Source organism: Helicobacter jaachi (assembly GCF_000763135.2).
Taxonomy (GTDB): Bacteria; Campylobacterota; Campylobacteria; order Campylobacterales; family Helicobacteraceae; genus Helicobacter_C; species Helicobacter_C jaachi.
Genome location: NZ_JRPR02000001.1, coordinates 478,569 through 501,218, shown reverse-complemented (window position 1 = coordinate 501,218; position 22,650 = coordinate 478,569). Strand labels below are relative to the sequence as shown.

General features: G+C 41.1%; 20 protein-coding genes. 7 read left to right on the top strand and 13 right to left on the bottom strand.

Translation table 11 applies throughout. The features are described 5' to 3' along the window. Positions 1 to 99: 99 nt before the first annotated feature. The 5 genes from galE to LS71_RS02505 form a co-directional block, all read right to left on the bottom strand. Complete coding sequence (gene galE, locus LS71_RS02525) at positions 100 to 1,134, bottom strand: UDP-glucose 4-epimerase GalE (protein ID WP_034356052.1); 1,035 nt, start codon at positions 1,132 to 1,134, stop codon at positions 100 to 102. Positions 1,135 to 1,142: 8 nt separating this feature from the next. Next, positions 1,143 to 2,732, bottom strand: coding sequence for an anaerobic C4-dicarboxylate transporter (locus LS71_RS02520; protein ID WP_034356055.1), 1,590 nt, complete (start codon positions 2,730 to 2,732; stop codon positions 1,143 to 1,145). Between the two features lie 186 nt (positions 2,733 to 2,918). Further along, positions 2,919 to 3,728, bottom strand: a complete 810-nt coding sequence (locus LS71_RS02515) for a polysaccharide deacetylase family protein (RefSeq protein ID WP_034356058.1) — start codon at positions 3,726 to 3,728, stop codon at positions 2,919 to 2,921. Then, positions 3,718 to 5,505 carry a Na/Pi cotransporter family protein gene (locus LS71_RS02510; protein ID WP_034356063.1) on the bottom strand — a complete coding sequence of 596 codons (1,788 nt, stop codon included), beginning with the start codon at positions 5,503 to 5,505 and terminating at the stop codon, positions 3,718 to 3,720. Before LS71_RS02510 ends, LS71_RS02515 begins: the two co-directional genes overlap by 11 nt. Before the next feature lie 219 nt (positions 5,506 to 5,724). Continuing rightward, positions 5,725 to 6,630, bottom strand: a complete 906-nt coding sequence (locus LS71_RS02505; RefSeq protein WP_034356065.1) for an AEC family transporter — start codon at positions 6,628 to 6,630, stop codon at positions 5,725 to 5,727. 180 nt (positions 6,631 to 6,810) lie between these two features. Here LS71_RS02505 and LS71_RS02500 point away from each other — a divergent pair, with 180 nt between their 5' ends. Both LS71_RS02500 and LS71_RS02495 read left to right on the top strand, forming a co-directional pair. Then, positions 6,811 to 7,914 (top strand): Mrp/NBP35 family ATP-binding protein, encoded by a 1,104-nt coding sequence (locus tag LS71_RS02500; RefSeq protein WP_034356068.1) that lies wholly within the window; start codon positions 6,811 to 6,813, stop codon positions 7,912 to 7,914. A gap of 248 nt (positions 7,915 to 8,162) precedes the next feature. Further along, positions 8,163 to 8,633 (top strand): tRNA (cytidine(34)-2'-O)-methyltransferase, encoded by a 471-nt coding sequence (locus LS71_RS02495; RefSeq protein WP_034356071.1) that lies wholly within the window; start codon positions 8,163 to 8,165, stop codon positions 8,631 to 8,633. On the opposite strand, the gene LS71_RS02490 is transcribed toward LS71_RS02495, so the two are convergent. Next, on the bottom strand, positions 8,634 to 9,515 hold the full coding sequence (locus LS71_RS02490; protein WP_034356074.1) for a DMT family transporter: 882 nt from the start codon (positions 9,513 to 9,515) through the stop codon (positions 8,634 to 8,636). Between the two features lie 204 nt (positions 9,516 to 9,719). Here LS71_RS02490 and LS71_RS02485 point away from each other — a divergent pair, with 204 nt between their 5' ends. Continuing rightward, positions 9,720 to 11,906 (top strand): LTA synthase family protein, encoded by a 2,187-nt coding sequence (locus LS71_RS02485; protein ID WP_238700278.1) that lies wholly within the window; start codon positions 9,720 to 9,722, stop codon positions 11,904 to 11,906. On the opposite strand, the gene LS71_RS02480 is transcribed toward LS71_RS02485, so the two are convergent. From LS71_RS02480 to LS71_RS02455, 6 genes are all read right to left on the bottom strand, one after another. Further along, entirely contained in the window at positions 11,903 to 12,451 is a 549-nt protein-coding gene (locus tag LS71_RS02480; protein ID WP_034353379.1) for a thiamine phosphate synthase, read from the bottom strand. The two genes, LS71_RS02485 and LS71_RS02480, sit on opposite strands and share 4 nt — an antisense overlap. Beyond that, positions 12,438 to 13,118: a F0F1 ATP synthase subunit A gene (locus LS71_RS02475; RefSeq protein WP_034353381.1), complete on the bottom strand. Its 681-nt coding sequence runs from the start codon at positions 13,116 to 13,118 to the stop codon at positions 12,438 to 12,440. Before LS71_RS02475 ends, LS71_RS02480 begins: the two co-directional genes overlap by 14 nt. A 75-nt stretch (positions 13,119 to 13,193) precedes the next feature. Continuing rightward, the gene (locus tag LS71_RS02470) at positions 13,194 to 14,270 is read right to left on the bottom strand and encodes an LptF/LptG family permease (RefSeq protein ID WP_034353384.1); all 1,077 of its coding nucleotides are present in this window, start codon (positions 14,268 to 14,270) and stop codon (positions 13,194 to 13,196) included. Positions 14,271 to 14,360: 90 nt separating this feature from the next. Next, positions 14,361 to 14,954 (bottom strand): aminoacyl-tRNA hydrolase, encoded by a 594-nt coding sequence (gene pth / locus LS71_RS02465; RefSeq protein WP_034353386.1) that lies wholly within the window; start codon positions 14,952 to 14,954, stop codon positions 14,361 to 14,363. Then, positions 14,954 to 15,490 (bottom strand): 50S ribosomal protein L25/general stress protein Ctc, encoded by a 537-nt coding sequence (locus LS71_RS02460; protein ID WP_034353389.1) that lies wholly within the window; start codon positions 15,488 to 15,490, stop codon positions 14,954 to 14,956. The genes pth and LS71_RS02460 overlap by 1 nt, the downstream gene beginning before the upstream one ends. A 67-nt stretch (positions 15,491 to 15,557) precedes the next feature. Next, positions 15,558 to 16,841: a citrate synthase gene (locus tag LS71_RS02455; protein ID WP_034353392.1), complete on the bottom strand. Its 1,284-nt coding sequence runs from the start codon at positions 16,839 to 16,841 to the stop codon at positions 15,558 to 15,560. Positions 16,842 to 17,115: 274 nt separating this feature from the next. Between LS71_RS02455 and LS71_RS02450 the strand changes: the two genes are divergently transcribed. Then, a complete protein-coding gene (locus tag LS71_RS02450; protein WP_034353393.1) occupies positions 17,116 to 17,466 on the top strand; it encodes a hypothetical protein in 351 nt (116 codons plus the stop codon). Between the two features lie 100 nt (positions 17,467 to 17,566). Here LS71_RS02450 and LS71_RS02445 read toward each other — a convergent pair whose 3' ends face one another. Further along, positions 17,567 to 18,214 (bottom strand): LysE family translocator, encoded by a 648-nt coding sequence (locus LS71_RS02445; RefSeq protein ID WP_238700308.1) that lies wholly within the window; start codon positions 18,212 to 18,214, stop codon positions 17,567 to 17,569. A gap of 121 nt (positions 18,215 to 18,335) precedes the next feature. On the opposite strand from LS71_RS02445, the gene gyrA reads away from it, so the two are divergent. The 3 genes from gyrA to LS71_RS02430 are packed head-to-tail and all read left to right on the top strand — an operon-like array spanning position 18,336 to position 22,649. Continuing rightward, a complete protein-coding gene (gene gyrA, locus LS71_RS02440) occupies positions 18,336 to 20,825 on the top strand; it encodes a DNA gyrase subunit A (RefSeq protein ID WP_034353398.1) in 2,490 nt (829 codons plus the stop codon). A 21-nt stretch (positions 20,826 to 20,846) separates the two neighbouring features. After that, positions 20,847 to 21,320: a hypothetical protein gene (locus tag LS71_RS02435; RefSeq protein WP_034353400.1), complete on the top strand. Its 474-nt coding sequence runs from the start codon at positions 20,847 to 20,849 to the stop codon at positions 21,318 to 21,320. Positions 21,321 to 21,323: 3 nt separating this feature from the next. Continuing rightward, positions 21,324 to 22,649, top strand: coding sequence for a sigma-54-dependent transcriptional regulator (locus LS71_RS02430; protein WP_034353403.1), 1,326 nt, complete (start codon positions 21,324 to 21,326; stop codon positions 22,647 to 22,649). Position 22,650: the final 1 nt, after the last annotated feature.

Here is a 22,650-nt window from a genome sequence, read left to right as displayed (position 1 = left end):
GCCTTGAACGCTTGCTTTAAATACTCAAATACCTCACCACACTAAAAAGCTTTAAGCATACAAAATTTTGCGATGCGAGCGTTTAAGGTAAAACTTCTCTTATGCGAGCGAGCGCTCCCAGTCATACGCACTTTGGACAATTTGCCTAAGATTATTAAAGCGCGGCTTCCATTGTGTGAGGGATAGAATCTTATCATTTTTAGCACTTAGCTCTATGGGGTCTCCCTCACGCCGCGCAGATTCTATCACGCAAAAATCCACCCCACTCACTTCCTTGACTACCTTAATCACCTCTTTCACACTATACCCTTGTGAATAGCCTACATTAAAAATATTTGACTGCCCACCATCTAAATACGCCAAAGCCTCCAAATGCGCGCTTGCCAAATCATCAATATGAATATAATCACGAATGCAAGTGCCATCTTTAGTAGGATAATCCACACCAAAAATACTCATACGCTCCCTCTTGCCACACGCACATTCACACGCGACTTTTATGAGATGAGTGGCATTTTTACTACGTTGCCCTAAACCCTTTTTTGCCTTTAAAATGGCTTGTGTATTATCCATACTCGCGCCAGCCACATTAAAGTAGCGTAATATCACAAACTTAAAGCCCTCATAAGCAAGCGCGCTATCTTTTAATACACGCTCACTCATCATCTTTGAAGCGCCATAAGGATTGATAGGCAAAAGCGGGGCATTCTCATCAATGGGGATAAGCGATATATCAGGCTCGCCATACACAGCCGCTGTGGAGCTAAAAATAAACTTTGGCACTTTATGCGCCACACATGAAGCAATTAAACGCGTGGTATTAAGCGTGTTATTAGTGTAATATTTAAGCGGCTCTAGCACAGATTCGCCCACCACAATGGAGGCAGCAAAATGTATAACCGCCTCAAACTTATAGCGCTCTAATACAGAATCTACTGTGCTAATATCGCTTAAATCGCCCTCTACAAAGCTTACACGCCCTGCAAAGCATTCCTGCAAATAAGCTAAATTCTCTCTAAAACCCGTGCTTAGATTATCAAAAATCACTAGATGATAATTTGTATTTTTTAAAAAACAATAAGCCGTGTGCGAGCCGATATAGCCCGCTGCACCTGTGAGTAAAAGATATGCCATACTGCTCCTTAAATGTATCCTGCCACTTTTGCAAGCACATAGCCAATACAGCAGGAGCTAAACACGCCAATTAGTCCGGGTAAAATAAAACTATGATTAATCACAAATCGCCCAATATGCGTAGTGCCTGTCCTATCAAATTGAATAGTTGCTAAATCGCTAGGATAAGTAGGCAAAATATAATACCCATAGCAAGCCGCCGCAAAGGCTACGATAATGCCCGGCTCCACGCCAATACCCAGAGCGATTGGCACAAATGCCGCAAGCGCTGCTGCTTGAGAATTAACAAATTTTGAAATGATAAGCAGCATAATCGCATAAGTCCAAGGATAGGCTTTCACCACATCGCCTAGTGCCGCTTTCATCATCGGTGTATGCACCGCAAACATAGTCTCTGCCATCCATGAAATCCCAAACACAGCCACAAGCGCTATCATACCCGAGCGGAATATCTCATTTGTGCCAATCTTTTTGGCATCTGTGTTGGTAAAAATAATGATTAAAGCCCCAGCAAGCAGCATAAACATCTGTATGATATGCACCATAGAAATTTTATCCATTTCAGGATTGCCTAGCTTGTCTTTTTTATACAGCTTTTCTGCCTGTCCAGATTCTATAGCCCTCTCTAGCGCGCTCTTGCCATCTTCGCCTTTTTTAGAGCCAAGCCCTATAGAGTTTAAATCTAGCGTGCCTTTATTATCCCCAGCAGGCGTCCATTTAATGCTAATATCACCGCCATTCACACTATGTAAGGTCGCTTTATAATCATACTTTTGTCCCCAAGTAGGTTTTAAGGCATCAAATGCACCAATGAGCGCAACTGCAGCGATTGCGCCTAAAAATATCCACATCGCTACCCAATCTTTTTTAGGCAATTTCACACCGAGCAAAGTTTTAGAATCCCCATACACATATTGTCTAAATTCGGGGTCTTTGAGTTTGGCTTGAAACTCCTCATCTTTATCCAAATCCTTACCCCTAAACCAGCTAAAAATCCCAATCATCAGCACGCCAAAAAGTGTGCTAGGAATAGTGATTTGCAATAAATTTATATACCCATCAAAGCCATGCAGGGGCTTTGGGGCATTAAGCAAAAGCGCTGTTAGACTGACCACCGCCACAGATACAGGAGAAGCGATAATGCCCATTTGAGAGGATACAGAAGCCGCCGCCATAGGTCGCTCTGGGCGTATGTTGTTCTTAATAGCAATATCATAAATAATTGGCATAATTGTATATACCACATGCCCCGTGCCGCACAAAATAGTGAGGAAACAGGTTACAAATGGAGCTAAAATCGTTAAAAATTTGGGATTTTTCCGCAAGATTCTCTCTGCAATTTGTAGCATCACATCTAGCCCCCCGCTTGCCTGCAAGGTCGCACTTGCCACCACCACAGCCAAAATAGTAAGCATCACATCAATAGCGGGCTTTCCGGGCTTTATATGAAAAGCAAAGACAAGCACAATAATGCCAATCCCACCCAAAAGCCCTAGCGTAATACCACCTTTCCTAGCGCCATAGAACAAACACGCCAATACTACAACCAGCTGAATGGCAAACTGCGTGCCTTCACTTAAATCTGTGAGAAAACCCATAAGAACCCCCTTATAAAGCAAGATGGTAGGATTGTATCTTAAAATATGTGTTGTTTAGTTTAAATATCTCATTTTAAATACACAATGCGTATGCAATGTAATTTTAAGAAACAAAATCGCGCTTGCATTTTTCATCACGCTCACTTTGCAGCCCAAAATAAGGCTAGATTCTATAAAATACAGAATCTAGGGTAGCTTTTTAAAGGTAAAGCCCTTCTCCCTAAGCAATGGCACAACCTCTTTAATTCCCTCAAATGTCTCGCTTTGAGGCTGATTTAAATGATAGATAATAATAGAGCCATTACGCGCTTTTTGGGCTTGGTGGATAATGTGCTTTTTAGAAAATGTAGCGCCGCCATCGCCTAGCACATCAAATCCCCCGATTTTGTATCCTAAATCTTTAGCAATGCTCACTGCCACTTCATCATAATATGCCGTGCCAGAGCGGAAATAGCGCGCCCTTTTGCCAGTAAGCTCAAAGATTTTTCTATCATTATCCATAATCTCCTCATACACGCCCTGTATAGAATCTGTGCCTTTGATGTTATAGATAGATTTGCCATTAACGCTTAATGGGCGATGCTTTGTGCCGTGATTTTGGATAGAAAAAAGCGGATTTTGCGCAAGGATTAAAAAATCCTCCAAATGCTTATCAATCCAGCGCGAATTAATAAATAAAGTCGCCTCTACTTGCTGCTCAATTAAATAATTGATTAAATCCCTATCATACGCGCCACTACACGCATCAAAGGTAAGATACACCACAGGCGTTTGGCTATCTGGCAAGAGAGAAGTAATGCCCTCAAAATGCTCGCCCCACTGCTTGGGGCTAGCGTTGGCGTATTTATGCTTAAGCCACTCTAGGCTTGGTAAGACTACCGCTTGACCTACTTGGTTTTCTTTAGGTAGCGCCGATAAATAGGCTCTAATGCCTAGTATAAGCACTACTAATGCAATAGCAAAAGCGATAAAAAAGATAATGTATTTACTCCTCATCAATGCTCCCGCTATCGCTTATAGTATTTATGGCTTCTTCTTCCTCTAAATATGTTTTTTGGATACTAATAATCGCACTAGCTAGCTCTTTGGCGATATTGTGGCTAAATCCTACTGCATTAAGCAGTGAAGTGCCGCTTGGCACGCCTATATCTTTTTTGCTTAGTAAAGATTCTATATGCACGATAGAATCTTTATCAATTTGTTTGAAAGCCTTTTTTTGCGCTTTAAGTTTAATAATAGCCTCTTGAGGGTGGATATTTGTATTATTTATAATCTCCTCAATACTGCGCAAAAGCAGCGCCAAATTCGCCCTTAGTGCGTTATATTGGCTAGAGAGTATTTCATTTGTGGAGAGGCTATTTTTTTTGAGATTTGGCTGCAAAAGCTCCATATTTTTAATCGCCTCCACAATGTGGCGCGAAGCAAGTGTAAGCAAGGAAAATTTATGAATATAAGCAGTATCTTGCGTGTGGGCTTGGACATTGGTTGAAAAATCAAGTATGGCATTAAAAAGCACTTTAATTTTTTTAATATAAAAAATTTCAATATCTATATCCTCCTCTGCCCATATACGCGCTTTTAGAATCTCATTTATATCTGCTTTACTTTTAATATCGGCCCTAGAAAATCCAAGCGCATGCGCGATAAGCTCAAAAGCATTGGCATAAAGATGATATACCTCGTGAGTGAGCGCTATAAGCGATGTATCGGGGTATTCCACAATGGTATTATTAACATAGAGAGGTTTATCAATTTGCCCATCTTTTTGGGTGATATATTTATCCAAAAATAGGGCAAGCTTATCGATAATAGGCAGGGAAAGGAGAATACCCACAAGATTAAAAAGCGTATGAAAAAGTGCAATACGCAGCACACTATGCTCATCTAAGCCTATAAGCATAGCTAGCATATTATTCACCCATATGAAATACTCAAACCCCACAATCACAAGCGCAGCTATGGCAAAATTGAATAAACAATTTGCAATGGCTAAGCGCTTCCCATCAATATTAGTGCTAAGAGAGGCGATTATAGCCGTCATCACGCCACCTATACTCGTGCCAAGCGTGGCTGCTAGTGCGTTTTCATAAGTCATACTCCCAGCAGCAAAGGCAGAAATAATAATAGTAAGTGTGGCATGCGAGCTTTGCACAATGGCTGTCATAAGCGCACCAAGTCCCACAAATAGCAGCACTCCGCGTATGCCCTCCAAAGAATATTTTGAAAAGTCAATCACTTCCTTATAGGCTTCAAATCCCTCCTTAATGTAGCTTACGCCCAAAAAGAAAAATCCAATTCCAATAAGAATCTGCCCCACACCCTTGGCAGATTTAGCATTTTGAAAATTAAATAACACGCCGCCTACGATAAGCGGCAGGGCAAAAGCAGAAATTTTCATACCACTCACCCCAGCAATGAGCCATGAGCCTGCGCTATTGCCCAAATTTGCGCCAAAAATCACACCAATGCCCTGCCCTAAGCTTAAAAGTGAGGCTGACACAAAAGAAATGGATAAGACAGAAACTAAAGAGGAGCTTTGCATGATGGCTGTGGCGATAGTGCCAAAGGTTACGCTTTTAAGCGCAGTATTTGTGGAAGTGGTGAGCAAATTCTCTAAAAATCCGCCATTAAACGCACGAAAACCATTACCAAGACTAAGCATACCAAAAAGCAAAATAGCAAGCCCAGCACTCACGCTTGTAAGCGCATCGCTTGTAGAAATAACATAAATTAATGCAATAATGCACAAAGGTATCAAGTATCGTTGAAACATTTACCCTCCAAATTTATAGAATCTAGCCTTGTAAAACTATACATTGGCTTTTAAAGTGCGCAAACTTTAATTTATAGAATCTAGCCTTTAAAAATCAAGTTGATAGATTAGCTAAAGCTTAAGCTATAACTTTATACTTTAGGCGCACAAATGGGCTTTGCTCATTTGTGTAAGATGCGCGCGGCAAGCTTGCTTGCAATAGCGCGGAATTTATAGATTCTATGTGAGCAGGAGCCACAAAGGCACGCTTATGAAACTAATCAAAATACCAAAAGCCACCGCGCTTACAGCAAGCTTAGCATTTAGTCCAGCGCGGATAACAATAGCCCCAGCGCTCACCACAGGAGGCATTGCCACTTCAATAAGCGCCATACGCCATAAATCATTAAATGAGCCAAAGCACATCAATACCACAACGACTAGCAAAAGCGGCGCAATACACATCTTACCAAATAGCAAAAGCAAAGTAGGCTTCCACGCTTGTTTAATATTTTCTAAACTCATCTGCACACCAATGGCAAAGAGCGCCACAGGTGTGGCAGTTTGGGCTAGGCTTTTTAGCGGAAGGAATAGCTCATCAGGGATACGCACGGGCAGGGCTTTTAATACAAGCGCGCAAAGCAAGGCTAGAAAAAGTGGGCTTTGAAAAAGCCGCATGCCAATGGCTTTAAAGCTAAAGCTCCCCTTCCCCCCAAGGCTCAAAATAAGCGGCGCAAGAAAAGCAATGGGAATGCCTGTAACGATTTGGTCATAAATAATCACTTTGTTTGCATACGCCTCGCCAAGCGCGCCATTTACGATAGGCAAGCCTAGAAAAAGCGTATTTCCAAACGCACCCATAAAACTCATAGTAATGATAGTATTGCGCTCAAGCTTAAATATTTTCCCTATGATAAAAAGCACTAGCCCCCCGCTAATAGAGCATAGAAAGCTCACCAAGCATACATAAAAAAAAGCTAAATCTAAAGTCGCATGATAAGTGCCATTAAAAACTTGCGCGGGCAAGGCAAAATTAAGCAAAAAGCCAAGCAAAATGCCGCTTTGCTTATTCCCCACAAGCCGCAAAAGCTTTGCGATGTAGCCAATACAAATAAATACGCATACACTATAAATAGCAAGAAGCATCGATATGTCCTAGATTCTATAAAATAACAATTAAAGGCGATTTGCGCGCATTTTAGCATATTTTAAACAAGATTTCATATACTTGCGCGGCATTATATGCCCTTAAAGTAGATTCTATAAGCCTTACATTAACCTAAATATGGCTAAAACTCTAACATAACTTCAAATAAAGGATAGAAAATGTCGCCAACTAAAGAGCAAATCACAGATACGCTAAAACAGGTAATTTACCCCAATTTTTCAAAGGATATTGTAAGTTTTGGCTTTGTCAAAGAAGTGAATGTAAGCCCAAATGAAGTATTCATACGCGTAGATATACCCTCAAGCGCCAAAGAAGTACTTGAAAGCCTGCATAATGAGATTACAAACAAACTTGCTCCCCTTTTACAAAATATAAACCTAAAGCTTGAGATTAACCCTCCAAAGCCAGCTCCACAGCCAAAGCCTCAAACTAAAAATCTCGCCCCGCACATTTCGCATTTTGTAATGATAAGCTCGGGCAAAGGAGGTGTGGGCAAATCCACTACAAGCGTTAATCTCGCCATTGCGCTAGCTCAACAGGGCAAAAGGGTGGGATTGCTTGATGCAGATGTGTATGGACCTAATATCCCGCGTATGCTAGGATTAAACGCTAATAAAGCCCAAGTTGATGAAGCGCGAAAGAAGCTTTTGCCGCTCAAAGCCTTTGGTGTGGAGATGATGAGTATGGGCGTGCTGTATGATGAAGGGCAGAGCCTTATATGGCGCGGACCGATGCTTATGCGCGCCATTGAGCAAATGCTCACAGATGTGATATGGAGCAAGCTTGATGTATTAATCATCGATATGCCTCCAGGCACAGGCGATGCACAGCTCACACTAGCCCAAAGTGTGCCTGTGAGCGCAGGTGTGATTGTAACCACACCACAAAAAGTGAGCCTAGATGATAGCGAGCGCAGTTTGGATATGTTTGACAAGCTAAAAATCCCCATAGCAGGAATTATTGAAAATATGAGTGGGTTTATTTGCCCATGCTGTGGGGAAGAATATGATATTTTTGGCAAAGGCACAAGCGAGCAGTTAGCAAACCAATATCACACAAGCGTGCTAGCCCAAGTGCCGCTTGAACCAAAAGTGCGCGAGGGCGGAGATAGTGGCAAGCCCGTTACATTTTTTGAGCCAGATTCTAAAAGCGCAAAGGCTTATATGCAAGCAAGCATCAAGCTCCTTGCATTTTTAGATAAAGTCAAATCAGAACACCTTGCGGATAATAAGGACATTCAGCCCACGCAGATGAAGCATTAGCTTTATAGAATCTAGCCTTAAATGTGAGGTGAGTGGCTTATCATTTGGGCAAGACCGCGCGGGGCTTTAACTCAACAGCATTAGGAAATACAGAATCCAACCTCAAAAAACAAGTTTATAGATGCGTAAGCAGCTATAACTTTATACTTTAGGCGCAAATGCGCGGCTGTGCCGAGCTTATGACAAGACCGCGCGGCTTTTTGTTAAAAAAGCAATAGCGCGGAATTTATAGAATCTACGGAGGGATTATGACATCATTTCATATCGTGCTTGTAGAGCCGCAAATTCCGCAAAACACAGGCAATATCGGGCGACTTTGTGTCGCTACAGACTGCGTATTGCACTTAATCCACCCGCTTGGCTTTAGCACAAATCAAAAGGAGTTAAAGCGCGCGGGGCTTGATTATTGGCAGCACTTGCAAGTATATGAGTGGGAGCATTTAGAGGCATTTTGGCAGCACTATCCGCTTAATATGCAACATTTTTTCTTTAGCACAAAGGCGCAAAAACTACACTTTAGCGCGGACTTTTCACAGGGGGGATTTTTATATTTTGGCAGAGAAGATGCGGGATTAAATGCACAGATTCTAAAAAACTACGCACACCAAACCTACAAACTGCCCATGAAGCGCGGCATACGCAGTATAAATCTTGCCACAAGTGTAAGCGCGGCACTCTATGAGGGCTTAAGACAATCAAGATTCTATGAGCAATTTTAATTAATAATGCTCTCGCTTTGCCAAATACACGCCAAAAATAATAATGCCAATGCCTAGTATTTCAAATATGCCCAAATGTTCGCCTAAGAGGAAAAATCCCATAAGTGCGGCGATAATGGGAGAAAAAAGCAGCAAAAGCGAAGCCATTTGAGAATCTAGCTTGCCCAAAATAAAGCTAAAAAATCCCTGCCCAATAACTTGCCCACAAAGTGCGATAAGCACGATTATCCCCCAATCTTTAGCACCCTTTGGCAGCACAAATCCTTCAAACACACACATCAAAATAAAAAGCATAAAACTTGAGCCAATGCAGGCAAAAAACATAATTTGTAAAGTCCCATATTTACGCCTAAGTGAGTAAATCACCGCAAGAAAGCCGCTATAGCACAGCACGCTTAAAAACGCCATAAAATCACCATATCCGCTTGCCACGCTTAGTTCACCCTTGCCACCCACCAGCAAACACACACCCAAAAATGCCACAATGCCGCCAAAAAGCAGGCTTTTTTTAAATTTTTCTTTAAAAAATAATATACCAATAGGCATAAGAATGAAGCACGCCAAAGAGGCAAAAAGATTGACATTTGCTACACTTGTGTGGCGCAGCGCGATATTAAAAAACAATAAATCAAAGGCAAAGAAAACCCCAGCTAGCAGCATTAACGCCATATCTTTAAGCGGCAAGCTAAAGAGATTGCTTTTACTCTTAGTCTGCGCCATAAGCCAAAAAATGGGCAAGGCAAACATTATCCTATAAAAGCCAAGATTAATAGGAGGCATATCTGTGAGCTTCACAAGCACGCTCGCATAGATAATAAAGCATTCAGCAAAAAGGGCAAGGGCTATAAAAGTAGCGGTATTTTTCGCAGGCTGCGGAGGCATAAAAATCCTTGCGTGTGAAATTTGCGTATGCAATAAAAGCAGATTCTATCACAAGAAATACATAAACATAGCTTAAGCCCTTATAGTGCCTTAAAATCAGCTATCTGCTTACATATTTTAAAAAGTCTTAAAAAATTTTAAGCTACAATGGCGGCTTTTATTTTTTACTTTTTTACATAAATTCATGCAAAGGATTCTATAAGTATGCCTCAACTTACGCCCACGCAATCACTCTTACAACCACTGCCCTTGCCTATTTCGCCCTTAAGGCTTTTAATCCTGCGTGCGCTCATACTAACTGGCGCGCTACTGCTGCTTTGTGAATGCTCAAGATATATTATGCTCACACATTATGTGCCTAAAGACATACAGCAATCGCACTTAAAGGATATCTCCGCAATGTGGTTTATGGGCTTAAGGCTTGATATGCGCAGCATTGGCATCGCTATGCTTATTTTTATAATCATTGAGTATATATCAAATGTATGTCGCAAAATCTTTTTACAATTAACGGGGGGGGGGGTAGAGAGAAAATATAGAATCTGCTGGCATCTTTGCGTAAAGTGCTGCACTTTTTTGCCCAAATGCTATGCCTTTTTACTAGGCTTTGTGTTTATGGTGGCAAGCATTGTCAATTTTTACTACTTCCGCACCTATGGGAGCAAGATTGATGTGTTTATTTTTGGGTTTAAAGATGATGATACTCTAGCGATTATAAAAATTATATGGCAGGATTATCCTCTTATAATTGGTATCATAAGCGCGGTTGCAAGCGGCATAGTAACGCTTTATTTATATAGCATTTCGCCCCGCATTTATCGCTATATTTGGCGTATTTTCCCTTTTCACCGCTTTTTAAGTAAAGCAAATGTGCCTTTACAGATTATTGGGCAATTGCTTTTAATCATTGGCTTTATCATTAGCGCGCGCGGCTCGCTTGGCACTTTTCCATTACGAGAAAGCGAGCATTATGTCTCCACGCTCCCTATTTTTAATCACCTTGCCACAAATCCGCTTATAGCACTCAACTGGGCGTTCAATAACTACAAAGCCGATGCACACTTTAGCCCACCTTCAGCACAAGAGGGACAAAGGCTACAAAATGCGCTTTTCCCACTCCTAAGGCAAAGTGCAGATTCTGTATTTTTGGAGCAAAATCCCCCGCATGTGGTGCTTAACCTTATGGAGAGCTTTGGGAGTAATATGCTTATGTTTGATGATGAGCAGCACACAGATTTGCTTGGCTCATTAAGAAAGCATTTTGAAAAAGATTTTGTATTCTTTCGCTTTTTGAGTGGAGCAAATGGCACAGCGCCTTCATTTGCTGCACTTTTCTTTGAAAGCCCAAATGCGCAAATCTCGCTTGGCACTTCTAAAAATATCAAACTCCCCTACAATCCTTTTGCCATTTATGCAAATGCGGGCTATGAGGTGATTTATATCACATCAGGCTATGGTGCATGGCACGGGCTTGGAGCATTTATCACCACTCAAGGAGCGCATCATATTTATGATGCGATTTATCTTTTAGAGCATTTCCCGCAAAGCAAGGCAGATAAATCCACTTATGGCGTGCCTGATGAATACGCCTATAAACTGGCTTTTGAGATTTTAAAAGAGGCTACAAAGCCCACATTTATCGCTATTCTCACCACGAGCAATCACCCGCCCTACCACCTGCCGCGCACCTACACGCCAAAACCCCTTTCACTCCCGCAAGCACTTGAAAGTAGGATTGAGGATACATCAAGACAAAAATTTACCCTTGCTATCACGCTCTATCAATACGCTAATAACGCCTTTGGGGACTTTATGGATAATATTAAAGATTCTATATTAAGTGAAAATACCATAGTAGCAGCTAGCGGCGACCATCGCTTGAGGGATTTGACTGAAAATCCACATACCGACAAAGCCCTCTTTTATGCTGTGCCACTTTATATGTATGTGCCGCCAAAATACGCCACACAAGCGCATTATGAGCCTTTGCGCGTAGGCTCGCATAAGGATATATTGCCCACACTCTATGAGCTTAGCCTCTCAAATGCGGCATATATGAGCATGGGCGGACGCAATATATTGGCTAAAAATGATAATCCGCTTTATGCTTTTGGATATAACTCATCTGTATGGATTGATGAAAAGGGCATTTATCCAATCCCCACGCAGAGCGGCTATGAGTGGGCAGATTCTATACAGAATCTGCCTTCACCCTTTATGCTGCTCTCCACAGATAAAACATTTGCCCTTGATGAAAAACACAAAGATTTTGCCACGCTTTATAAGGAATTATTTAATTACGCCATTGCCTCACGCGTTTTTAAGGTAGATTCTAGTGCAGATTCTGTGCAAAATATAGAATCTAATGTATTAGATTCTATAAAGCCTTAGAGCTTAAAATAGCTAATAGCTCCAAAGCCTTTGAGATGGAGGGCTTTAAGATGGGGGATATGCTCTGCTTTAATGCCGCCTAACGCAATAGTGCGCGCCCTTAAGGCAGGGGACATACGCTCTAGCACCCCTAAACCTAGCGGTGTGCCTTTGTTTGGAGTTGGAAAAATAGGGCTAAGCGTGCAATAGTGCGCGCCATAAGCAAGCGCAGATTCTATCTCCTCCACACTATGCGCGCTATATCCAATGATTTTATGCGCAAAACTATCGCTAGCTTTAAGTTGCGGGATAGAATCTAGCAAGTAAGATTTTAAATGCACGCCTGCGCAATCTCTAGCTAGCGTGCATATCTCTTGCGCATTTTGAAAGGGCAAATTAAGTAGCAGTTTATGCGCAAACAATCGCACAAAAGCCTCAAGATACTCACTATCTCTATGGCGATACATAATCCAATCTGCAGTGGGGGGAGTTTGGGCTAGATTCTCAACATACGCCTTAGAAATATCTGGCGTAATGAGAAGGGAAATAAATTTAGTGGTCCTCATCGACGACTACTGCGCCGTGAATATAAACATAAGTAAGAATCATAAACACAAAAGCTTGGAGCAGTGCCATAAAAGTCAAAATCGCAAAAGGCGCCACAGGCACAACCCACGGCGCTAGCATAAGCATAACGAGTAAAAACATATCATCGCCCTTAATATTTCCAAACAAACGGAATGAAAGCGAAATGATGCGCGAGAAATGCGAAATAATCTCAACAGGGAGCATAAGAGGAGCTAGCCACCACACAGGACCCATAAAGTGCTTAAAATACTTAAACACACCTTGAGTGCGAATACCTTCAAAGTGATAGTAAAAAAACACTACCAAAGCCAAAACAAGCGTAAAACTCCAGCTTGAAGTAGGGGCTTCAAAACCCGGTATAATGCCTATAGCATTGCTAAAAAAGACTAAAAATGCAATCGTTGCCGCTAGCGGGAAATACTTGCGCGCGATGTCCTCTCCCACGATGTCCTTAGAGAAAGACACAATGCCAGCGATGATATACTCAAATACATTTTGTATGCCACTTGGCACTACTTGCATTTTGTAGGTTGCATATCGTGCAAGAATGAGCAAAATCACCGCTACAAGCAGTGTATGAAAGCCTATGATAAAATCGTGGTTGCCATTAATTAAACCCGCAAGGGTAAAAAGTCTATTGTCCATAAGCGACGCCCCTAAATTGTGATAATGGGCGATTATGCCCACTTTTTCGTAAAATACACTTTAAAATTTACTTTTTTATGAAAACTTTTGATTTAAATGCCAAATATGCCACAAAAATACTAAAAATAATATCCCCATAGGCAACAATAAGCCAATTTCAGGGTATGCAAGCCCAGCGACACTAAGTTGAGATAAAGAGAAAAATACACCCCAAATAGCTAGCGCGCCGATAATGCACACAAAACTAATAAGCGTGAGATTCCCATACCTGTGCAAAGAGGGGATATAATAAGCAATAATAGCAATGCACAAAGGCACAAAAAAGGGGACAATAAGCAATCCATAGAGAATTCCGCGTATTTTATCCGAACTCACGCCTTGCTTTTGGGCGATTCTTAACGAAGCAAACGCATCAATAATCGAAGCGGTGGGCTTATCTTGCGCAATGGTTTCAAGCACTTTTGAGCTAAATCCTTTAAGGATTCTTAGCTCATCACTCAAACTTGTGTGCAAAGCCTTCTTGCCAAGCATGAGATTAGGGGCTATATCAAGACTTTTAGCATTTTTTAAAATCCATTCATTATTTTCAAAAAACGCCTCCTTAGCCTCATGGTAGCCTATCAGTTTACGCTCATCATTTAGCACAAAAATCTTAATCCCCTCCGCCCTTGCCTCGCCATTAAGCAGGGGATAAAGCTTGCGTAAGAAAATGTATTGATTATCACTTTTTAGCAAGAGATTTTCTCTAATATTTTGGGCATTTTGATAAATAATAGCCTCCGCATACTCGCGCGCATACGCAAATGATGTCGTATTTAGCCCAATAAAGCCAAGCGTGAGCAGACTTGAGATAACAAGCAATGGCGCAAGAATCTGCCTTTTAGAATAGCCTAACGCCATAAGTGCGGTGAGTTGCGAGCTTTTAAGAAAAGCCATATAAAACATAATAGAGCAAAGCACAAGTGAAATAGGTAAAGTATAAGTGAGCGCAAAAATCCCATCGTAAAATAAAAATAAAATTAATAAATTGGCAGAATCTGGCAGCTCATCGACATATTTAAGCGTATCAATGGCTAAAAAAAAGCCCTCCAAACCCAAAAAAATAATGAAAAAATATTTTAAATAATAAAATCCCACAAAGCGAAAAACCATTCATCTCCCTTGAAATTTAGAATCTACCCCGCTTGCAACGTAGATTCTGTAAGCCTAAGGCTTTAAAGCCTAAATTTGTGGCTTATCTTATCACCGCGCTTTTAATGTAAAGTTATTTTGCAGCCTTGATAGAATCTGTGCGCTACTCTCTCCACTACACGCCATGTAACAAAAGCTCATAATCGCCTCTTTTGCGTGTGCAAATAATACATCTAGCTCCTCCTGCTCTTTTGGGCTAAAATCACTCAAAACATACTCCACAACCTCTTGAGTAGCGCTCCTGCCGATACCAAAGCGCAGACGCAAATACTCATTCCCCATAACCTTATCAATGGATTTTAAGCCATTATGCCCACCGCTTGAGCCACCGCATTTAAAGCGCATAGAGCCAAAGCTAATATCTAGCTCATCATGCACCACAAGCATTTCTAATATGTCAAAATAGCGTGCAAAAGGTGCAATGCACTCGCCTGAGCAATTCATAAAAGTGTGAGGTTTTAAAAAAAATATTTTATGAGAATCTAGCGTTATAGAAGCAATTTGAGCGTTGAACTGCTTGTTGAAAGTAAAGCTAAACTGCAAAGCTTGTGCCAAAAAGTCTAATACCAAAAAGCCCGCATTATGCCGAGTATTTTGGTATTTGACACCCGGATTGCCAAGCCCTGCGACAAGAAAGCAGGACATTATTTAGCTTTAATTACTCCAACTACGGCTACAGATGAGCCATCAAGCACGCTTACGCCTTTGATTTCTGGCAAATCTCGCACAAGGATAGAATCTCCCACATCTAAATCACTCACATCAAGTTCGTATGCGTTAGGGAGATTTTCCGCTGCGCACTTAACGCTTATGCGCTTTGTGGAGATAAAAAGCACACCTTTGTTTTTAAGCCCTTTAGCACTGCCCTTAATCACCACAGGCACTTTATATTTTGCCACTATGCCCTTTTGTGCAAGCAGTAAATCCACATGCAAAATAGTGTTTGTAACAGGGTCTTTTTGATATTCTTGAATCACCACATCTAAGGTCTTTCCACCTACTTTCACAGGAAAAATCAAAGTTTTTTTATGCTTGACTTCCTTAATGAAATCATTAATCTTAAAAGCGCAGTGGATATTCTCCTGCCCTCTCCCATAGATGTTTGCAATTAGATAACCATCATTCCTCAAAGCCTTTGTTTGAGATTTTGAAATACTCTCTCTAATTTGTCCTTCTAGCATTATTGCAGTCCTTTGAATTAAAATTTAAGGGCGATATTATAGCCAAAAACGCTTAAATGCACTTGAGTTACTCGCCCACATACACTTGACGAGGGCGGGTAATTCTAGTGGCTGGGTCTTTGATATGCTCTAAAAGCTGTGCGCACCAGCCGGGCATACGCCCAATAACAAAAATAGGTGTAAAAAGCGTAGTGGGAATCTTTAACGCTGAAAGAATAATCCCTGAATAAAAATCAACATTAGGATACAAATTTCGCTCCACAAAATAGCTATCATGTAGCGCCACCTCCTCAACTTTGTGTGCTAAATCACTCAAGCGTGCGTCCATTTTAATCCCTTTCGCATCAAGCTCATCTTTAAGCTTTTTTAGAATTTTCGCGCGAGGGTCGTAGTTTTTATACACACGATGACCAAAGCCCATAAGTCTAAAAGGGTCGTTTTTATCCTTTGCTTTATTAATATATTTATCCACATTTTTTACATCGCCAATTTCATTAAGCATATCTAGCACTTTTTCATTTGCGCCGCCATGTGCTGCTCCCCATAGCGCGTTAATCCCCGCACTCAAAGCCGCATAAGGGTGCGCGCCTGTTGAAGCGACATTGCGCACGGTGGTTGTAGAGGCATTTTGCCCATGGTCTGCATGGAGGGTGAAAATTTTATCAAGGGCTTCTATCTCTAAAGATGTGATTTCAGTGGGACCATTAATAGTCTGCTTCATTTTCCCGCCCGGATACGCGCGCAGCATATAAAGAAAATTCTCCACATATCCACGCTCCACATCAGGATAAATAAAAGGTATGCCCAAAGAATGCCTATACGCAAATGCCACAAGCGTAGTGATTTTAGCAATAGCGCGTCGCGCCATCACTTGCTGTTCATCTTCATTACTCATATCTAAATGATGAAAATGAAAAGTAGAAAGCGCAGAGAGCGCAGCGGAGAGATTTGCCATAGGGTGAGCTGTATCGGGAAAAGCACTAAAAATATTAATAAGCCCCTCATGCAAGAAACTACGATGCATAAGCTCAATCTCAAATTCTTTAGATTCTGCGCCATTACTTGGAGCCTTGCCGGTGATAAGTAGCTTGCACACATCTGTAAATTGATATTTTTCCACCAACTTATCAAGCGGAATACCCTTATAAAGCAGCTCGCCCTCTTTGCCATTAATGTAGCTAATAGTAGATTTGCAACCTGCTGTTGAGCCATAGCCGGGGTCATAAGAAAAAATATTGGTGCGCTCAAAAAGTTTAGAAAAATCAACTGCTTTTGGTCCCCTTGTGCATTCAATCAAGTCAAAATCAAAGCTCTCATGTGTTTCATTATTTGTTAGAGTGATGGTTGCCATTAACGCTCCTTTGTGTTTGATAGAATCTAGCGGCTTTCATTATGCACAAACAATTCTTTAAAGTCAAAGAAAAATTAATTTTTTGTATAACTTTAAGCCTAAAAGTGCCAAATGATACATTTTGCGCGCGTGCATAAAAATTATGCCGCATCTTAAATAAACTTAATTTATTCTTAAATTAAGGCTTTTTGGGGCATTTTGCAGATTTTTTTGTATAATGTGCCTCATTCCTTTTAACACCTCATACACTTTATCTTTATTTTAAGGAGCGTCTATGCCAAAGTATAAAATTGTCCTTACCGCGCAAGATAGGGAAGAGCTAGCCCCTTTGCTCAATATCTCAAAGGCTGAAAGAGAGCTTATGCCGCAAGAAATTTTAGACAAGCTTGAGATTCTCGCAAAAGAGCAGGAGGAAGGAGCGTTTCAAGACCTTGAAGAAATTATTACAGAATCTTTGCATATTGTGCAATCACTTGAGCCAAGCACTAATGCTAACTCACTTTATCAAACGCATTCACGCAGGCGTATTAAGCATTATTTGTGGTGGAGGACAAATCGAGAAATATTTTTAGCACGCAGAAAGGCTGCTCGAAGCAAACATAGAAAATCGCTAAAAAATCGCTAGGCAAGTAACAATCCTCACGCTATAAGGATTTTACGCCAAAACTATCCTAAAATGAATTTTCTTTTAAACCGCATTTTAATCATATAGCCTGCGCCATGCTTTACAAAAAGAGTTTCGCACCTAGCTGCCCACACTCAAAGTAAAGTAACCATGCAAAGCCCACAAACAATACACCGCAGATTCTATCAATAATCCCAAAAGTGCGCGCATTAATGTATCCCCTAGCCACATTAGCGCACAATATCACACAAGCAAATGCCATAAAAAGCGAACACCATAGCGCAATAAGCCCTATTTCCATACCCTCATCAATAAAAGGCGTTACCAAAAAGATAAAAAATAAAATTGCCTTAGGATTAGAAAGATTGATAATAAGCCCCTGCATAAAGCCATCTTTAGAATCTAGATTCTCTAAATCCCCTAAAATAGGCTTAATGGTGAGCATGATAAAGCCCAAATAAAGCAAATATCCTCCGCCTACAAGGCTTAGTATAAACTGCACCATAGGCGTATTAAACCAATGGCTTAAGCCCGCATAAATAAGTATCAAATACAAGCACCACCCGCACGCAATCCCGCTAAGCACTTTAAAGCCCTGCCATGCGCCAAAGCGCAAGGTAGTTTTAAGCGTGAGTAAAATGTCTGGTCCGGGAGTAATTGCGCCAAAAAATCCCATAAGGCAAAGCAAAATGCTCTTTTCTATCATATCCATTTGCATATCCATTCGTATCGTTCCATTTTTCGGCACCTCCAAATCTTGAAATATCCTATTTTACGCGATTATACAATATTTTTTGCAAGAAGTAAGGCTATTTTTAGTCAATTTGAGATACAATCCTAAGTTTAATAAAAATAGCTTGGGAGCGACAATGGATAGCCTAATAGAAGAGAGAAATATTGAAGTAAAAATTGATGATTCTATAAAGGAGAGTTATCTTGATTATTCAATGAGTGTGATTGTGGGGCGGGCATTACCAGATGCAAAAGATGGCTTAAAACCCGTGCATAGAAGGATTTTATATGCAATGAATGAGTTAAGTCTCTCTCCACGCCGCCCTTACAAAAAAAGCGCTAGAATCGTAGGCGATGTGATTGGTAAATACCACCCGCACGGCGATACTGCTGTGTATGATGCGCTTGTGCGAATGGCGCAGGATTTTTCTATGCGGCTTGAGCTTGTCGATGGGCAGGGGAACTTTGGCTCTATTGATGGCGATGGAGCAGCGGCTATGCGCTATACTGAAGCGCGTATGACCAATGCAAGCGAGGAAATGCTCCATGATATTGATAAAGACACAGTGGAGTTTGTGCCAAATTATGACAATACCTTGCAAGAGCCTGATGTCCTACCGACTAGGATTCCAAACCTTTTGGTAAATGGCTCAAGCGGCATTGCTGTGGGTATGGCAACTTCTATTCCGCCGCATAGGCTTGATGAGATTGTTGATGCGCTTATTTTTGTGATTGAGCATAATACGCAAAGTGTGGAAGATGTGCTTGATATTATTCAAGGTCCTGATTTCCCAACAGGCGGGATAATCTATGGCAAAGCTGGAATTTTAGAGGCGTATCGCACAGGGCGCGGCAGAATCCGCGTGCGTGCAAAAGTGCATATCGAAAAAACAAAGACAAAAGATATTATTGTCATTGATGAGGTGCCCTATCAAGTTAATAAAGCCAAGCTTGTGGAGCAAATTTCAGAGCTTGCAAAGGAAAAGATTATTGAGGGCATTGCAGAGGTGCGCGATGAGAGCGACAGAGAGGGCATTAGAGTAGTTATAGAGCTTAAACGCGATGCGATGAGCGAAATTGTGCTTAATCATTTATTTAAATCCACCACTATGGAATCTACCTTTGGCATTATCCTGCTAGCCATTAATAACAAAGAGCCAAAGATTTTTAATCTCCTTGAATTATTGCAGATTTTTATCGCTCATCGCAAAACTATCATTATCCGCCGCACTATTTTTGAACTTGAGAAAGCCAAGGCACGCGCGCATATTTTGGAGGGCTTAATCATCGCCCTTGATAATATTGATGAAGTGATTAAAACTATTCGCGCCTCAAAAGATACGGAAAGCGCCAAAGATGCGCTTATGAGTAAATTTAACCTAAGCCAATTACAGGCTAAGGCTATTTTAGAGATGCGCTTGCAACGCCTAACAGGTTTAGAGCGCGATAAAATTAATGAAGAATATGCCCAACTCCAAGAGCAAATTAGCTTTTTAGAATCTATCCTAAGAAGCGAAGACAAACTCAAAGAGATTGTTAAAAATGAGCTATTAGAGATTAAAGAAAAGTTTAGCTCCAAAAGGCGCACGCAGATTGAAGAGGATTATGATGCTATTGATGTTGAAGATTTAATCCCTAATGAAAAAGTCGTTATTACTATGAGCCATCGCGGCTATGTAAAACGCGTGCTTTTAAAGACTTATGAAAAGCAAAATCGCGGCGGCAAGGGCAAGATTAGCGGGAATACGCACGATGATGATTTTATAGAATCTTTTTTCGTGGCAAATACGCACGATACGATTATGTTTATCACCAACAAGGGGCAGCTGTATTGGCTTAAGGTATATAAGATTCCAGAAGCGGGCAGAACGGCTATTGGCAAAGCAGTGGTTAATCTCATAAACCTGCAGCCTGATGAGAAAATTATGGCAAATATCACTACCACAGATTTTAACGAGGATAAATCGCTCGTATTTTTTACCAAAAATGGCATAGTAAAGCGCACTAATCTTAATGAATACAGCAATATCCGCAGCGTTGGCATAAAAGCCATTAATCTTGATGAGCATGATGAGCTAGTGAGTGCGCACATTGTAGATTCTCATGTAAAAGAGCTATTTATCGCCACATATCAAGGTATGTGCATTCGCTTTGCTATTGAAGAGCTGCGCGAAATTGGGCGCGCGAGCCGCGGGGTAACGGGCATTAAATTTAAAGCAAATCAAGATTTTGTCATTGCCGCAACCACTATCACAAGCAATACTGATAAACTCCTAACGGTAAGTGAGCAGGGTATTGGCAAGCAAACGCTAGCGGGCGAGTATCGCTTGCAGTCGCGCGCAGGCAAAGGCGTGATTGTGATGAAGCTCACAGAAAAAACAGGCAAGCTTGTGAGTGTGGTAAATATTAATGATGAAAATGTGGATTTAATGGTGCTTACAAGCTCTGGCAAAATGATACGCGTGGATACAGAGGCTATTCGTGAAGCAGGACGCAATACAAGCGGAGTGAAAATTGTAAATGTGGGCAATGACAAAGTCGCATATGCCAATATCTGCCCTAAAGAAGTAAAAGATGATGAAGACACTGATGAGAGTAGCGCGGAAAATGGCTTAGTGCAGGATTAAAACTCTAGGAGGATTCTATACATGAGAATCTTAGCCCTGCTTTTGTGTATCAATCTTAGTATAAATGTCCTTAAAGGCGCAAATGCACTTGATATGCAGCCCTATAATGATAATTTTGAAAATAAAGAAGTAGAGCTACTCATCTCCTACAAACTTATTAGCAAAGATAATCTCGCGCAAGGTGAGCGTTACCGCGTTTCGCATGTGATGAACTATCAGCATCAAAATGGCTATGAAATCGTAGGAGAATGTGAAATTGATGCGAGCAAATATGCCATTATGGACGATATGCCCTATTTTATTACTTTTATTTTAAAACGAGAAAAAGAGCAGGTGTTAGATTGCCTATATGCCTATGAAGTGCGTGTGCGCGAAAATACGATGAGTAAAAATAATACCACTACTTCGCGCGTGAGCCTTGAGATTACGCCTACAAGGGTGAAAGCAAAGCTTGTAAATAAAAGCATTCTATTATATATTTTATCTAAGGAGTAAGATATGAAAATTGCCATTATCGAAGATGATATCAACTATCGCAAGTCCTTGGAAACAGCATTTGAGGACTATGCGCAATATGAAATTGTGAGCTTTAAAAATCCAAAAGAAGCGCTAAAAAAGCTAGATTCTAGCTTTGAGCTTATTATTACAGATATTAATATGCCTCAAATGGATGGGCTAAGCTTTTTGCAAGAGCTTAATGGACAATATGAAGCCATCGTCATTACCGGCAATGCCTCTGTGCAAAATGCCATAAAGTCCATAAGGCTTGGCGTTAAAGACTTTCTCATCAAAGGTTTTGAGATAGAAGAGCTTATAAAAGCCATACACAGAAGTCACAAGGTGCGTCAAATCACGCAGCAATCCACTAAATCAAATTCGCAAGTAAAGCCACAGCCTACAGATTCAAAAGATTTTATCGCCTCATCGCCCAAACTTGAAGAGCTTAAAACACTGGCTTTAAAAGTGGCAAAAACTGATGCAAGCGTGCTGCTTTTAGGGCAAAGCGGTGTGGGCAAAGATGTATTTGCAAATTTTATCCACAAGCACTCTCACCGCGCAAATGCGCCTTTTATTGCTATTAATATGGCAGCCATTCCTGAACATTTATTAGAATCTGAACTTTTTGGCTATGAAAAAGGAGCTTTCACAGACGCTACAAGCGCAAAACCGGGCATTTTAGAGGACGCAAATGGCGGAAGTGTATTTTTAGATGAAATTGGCGAAATGCCCCTTGCACTGCAAGCCAAGCTCCTGCGCGTCTTGCAAGAAAAAAGCCTCACAAGACTAGGTAGCTCAAAACCTATTAAAATTGATGTGCGCTTTATCTCCGCCACAAACGCCGACATAGAAGCAAAAATTGCCAAACACGAATTTAGAGAGGATTTATTTTTTAGATTACAAACCATTCCCTTACTCATTCCTCCGCTTAAAGAGCGCAAAGAGGAGATTTTGCCACTGAGTGAGTGGAGGCTAGCAGCAGTGTGTGAGCAGTATGGCTTAGAATCTAAGCAATTTTCTAAAGCCGCAAAAGAAGCACTGCTTGCGTATGAATGGTATGGCAATGTGCGCGAGCTGCTCTCCGTCGTGGAGCGAGCGGGGATTTTAAGTGAGGGTAATGAAATTAGCGCGGAGGATTTATTTTTACAATCGCGTGCGCAGGCTTTAAGCGGCAATGTGAATAAAAATAATAGCATTGCTGAATTAGAAAAGCAGCTCATCACGCAAACGCTTGCCCAAACGCGCAATGACTTGCAAAAGGCAAGCGATATATTAGGTATGAGCCTTGAAGTGCTGCGGCATAAAATCGCGCGCTATGGGCTATGAC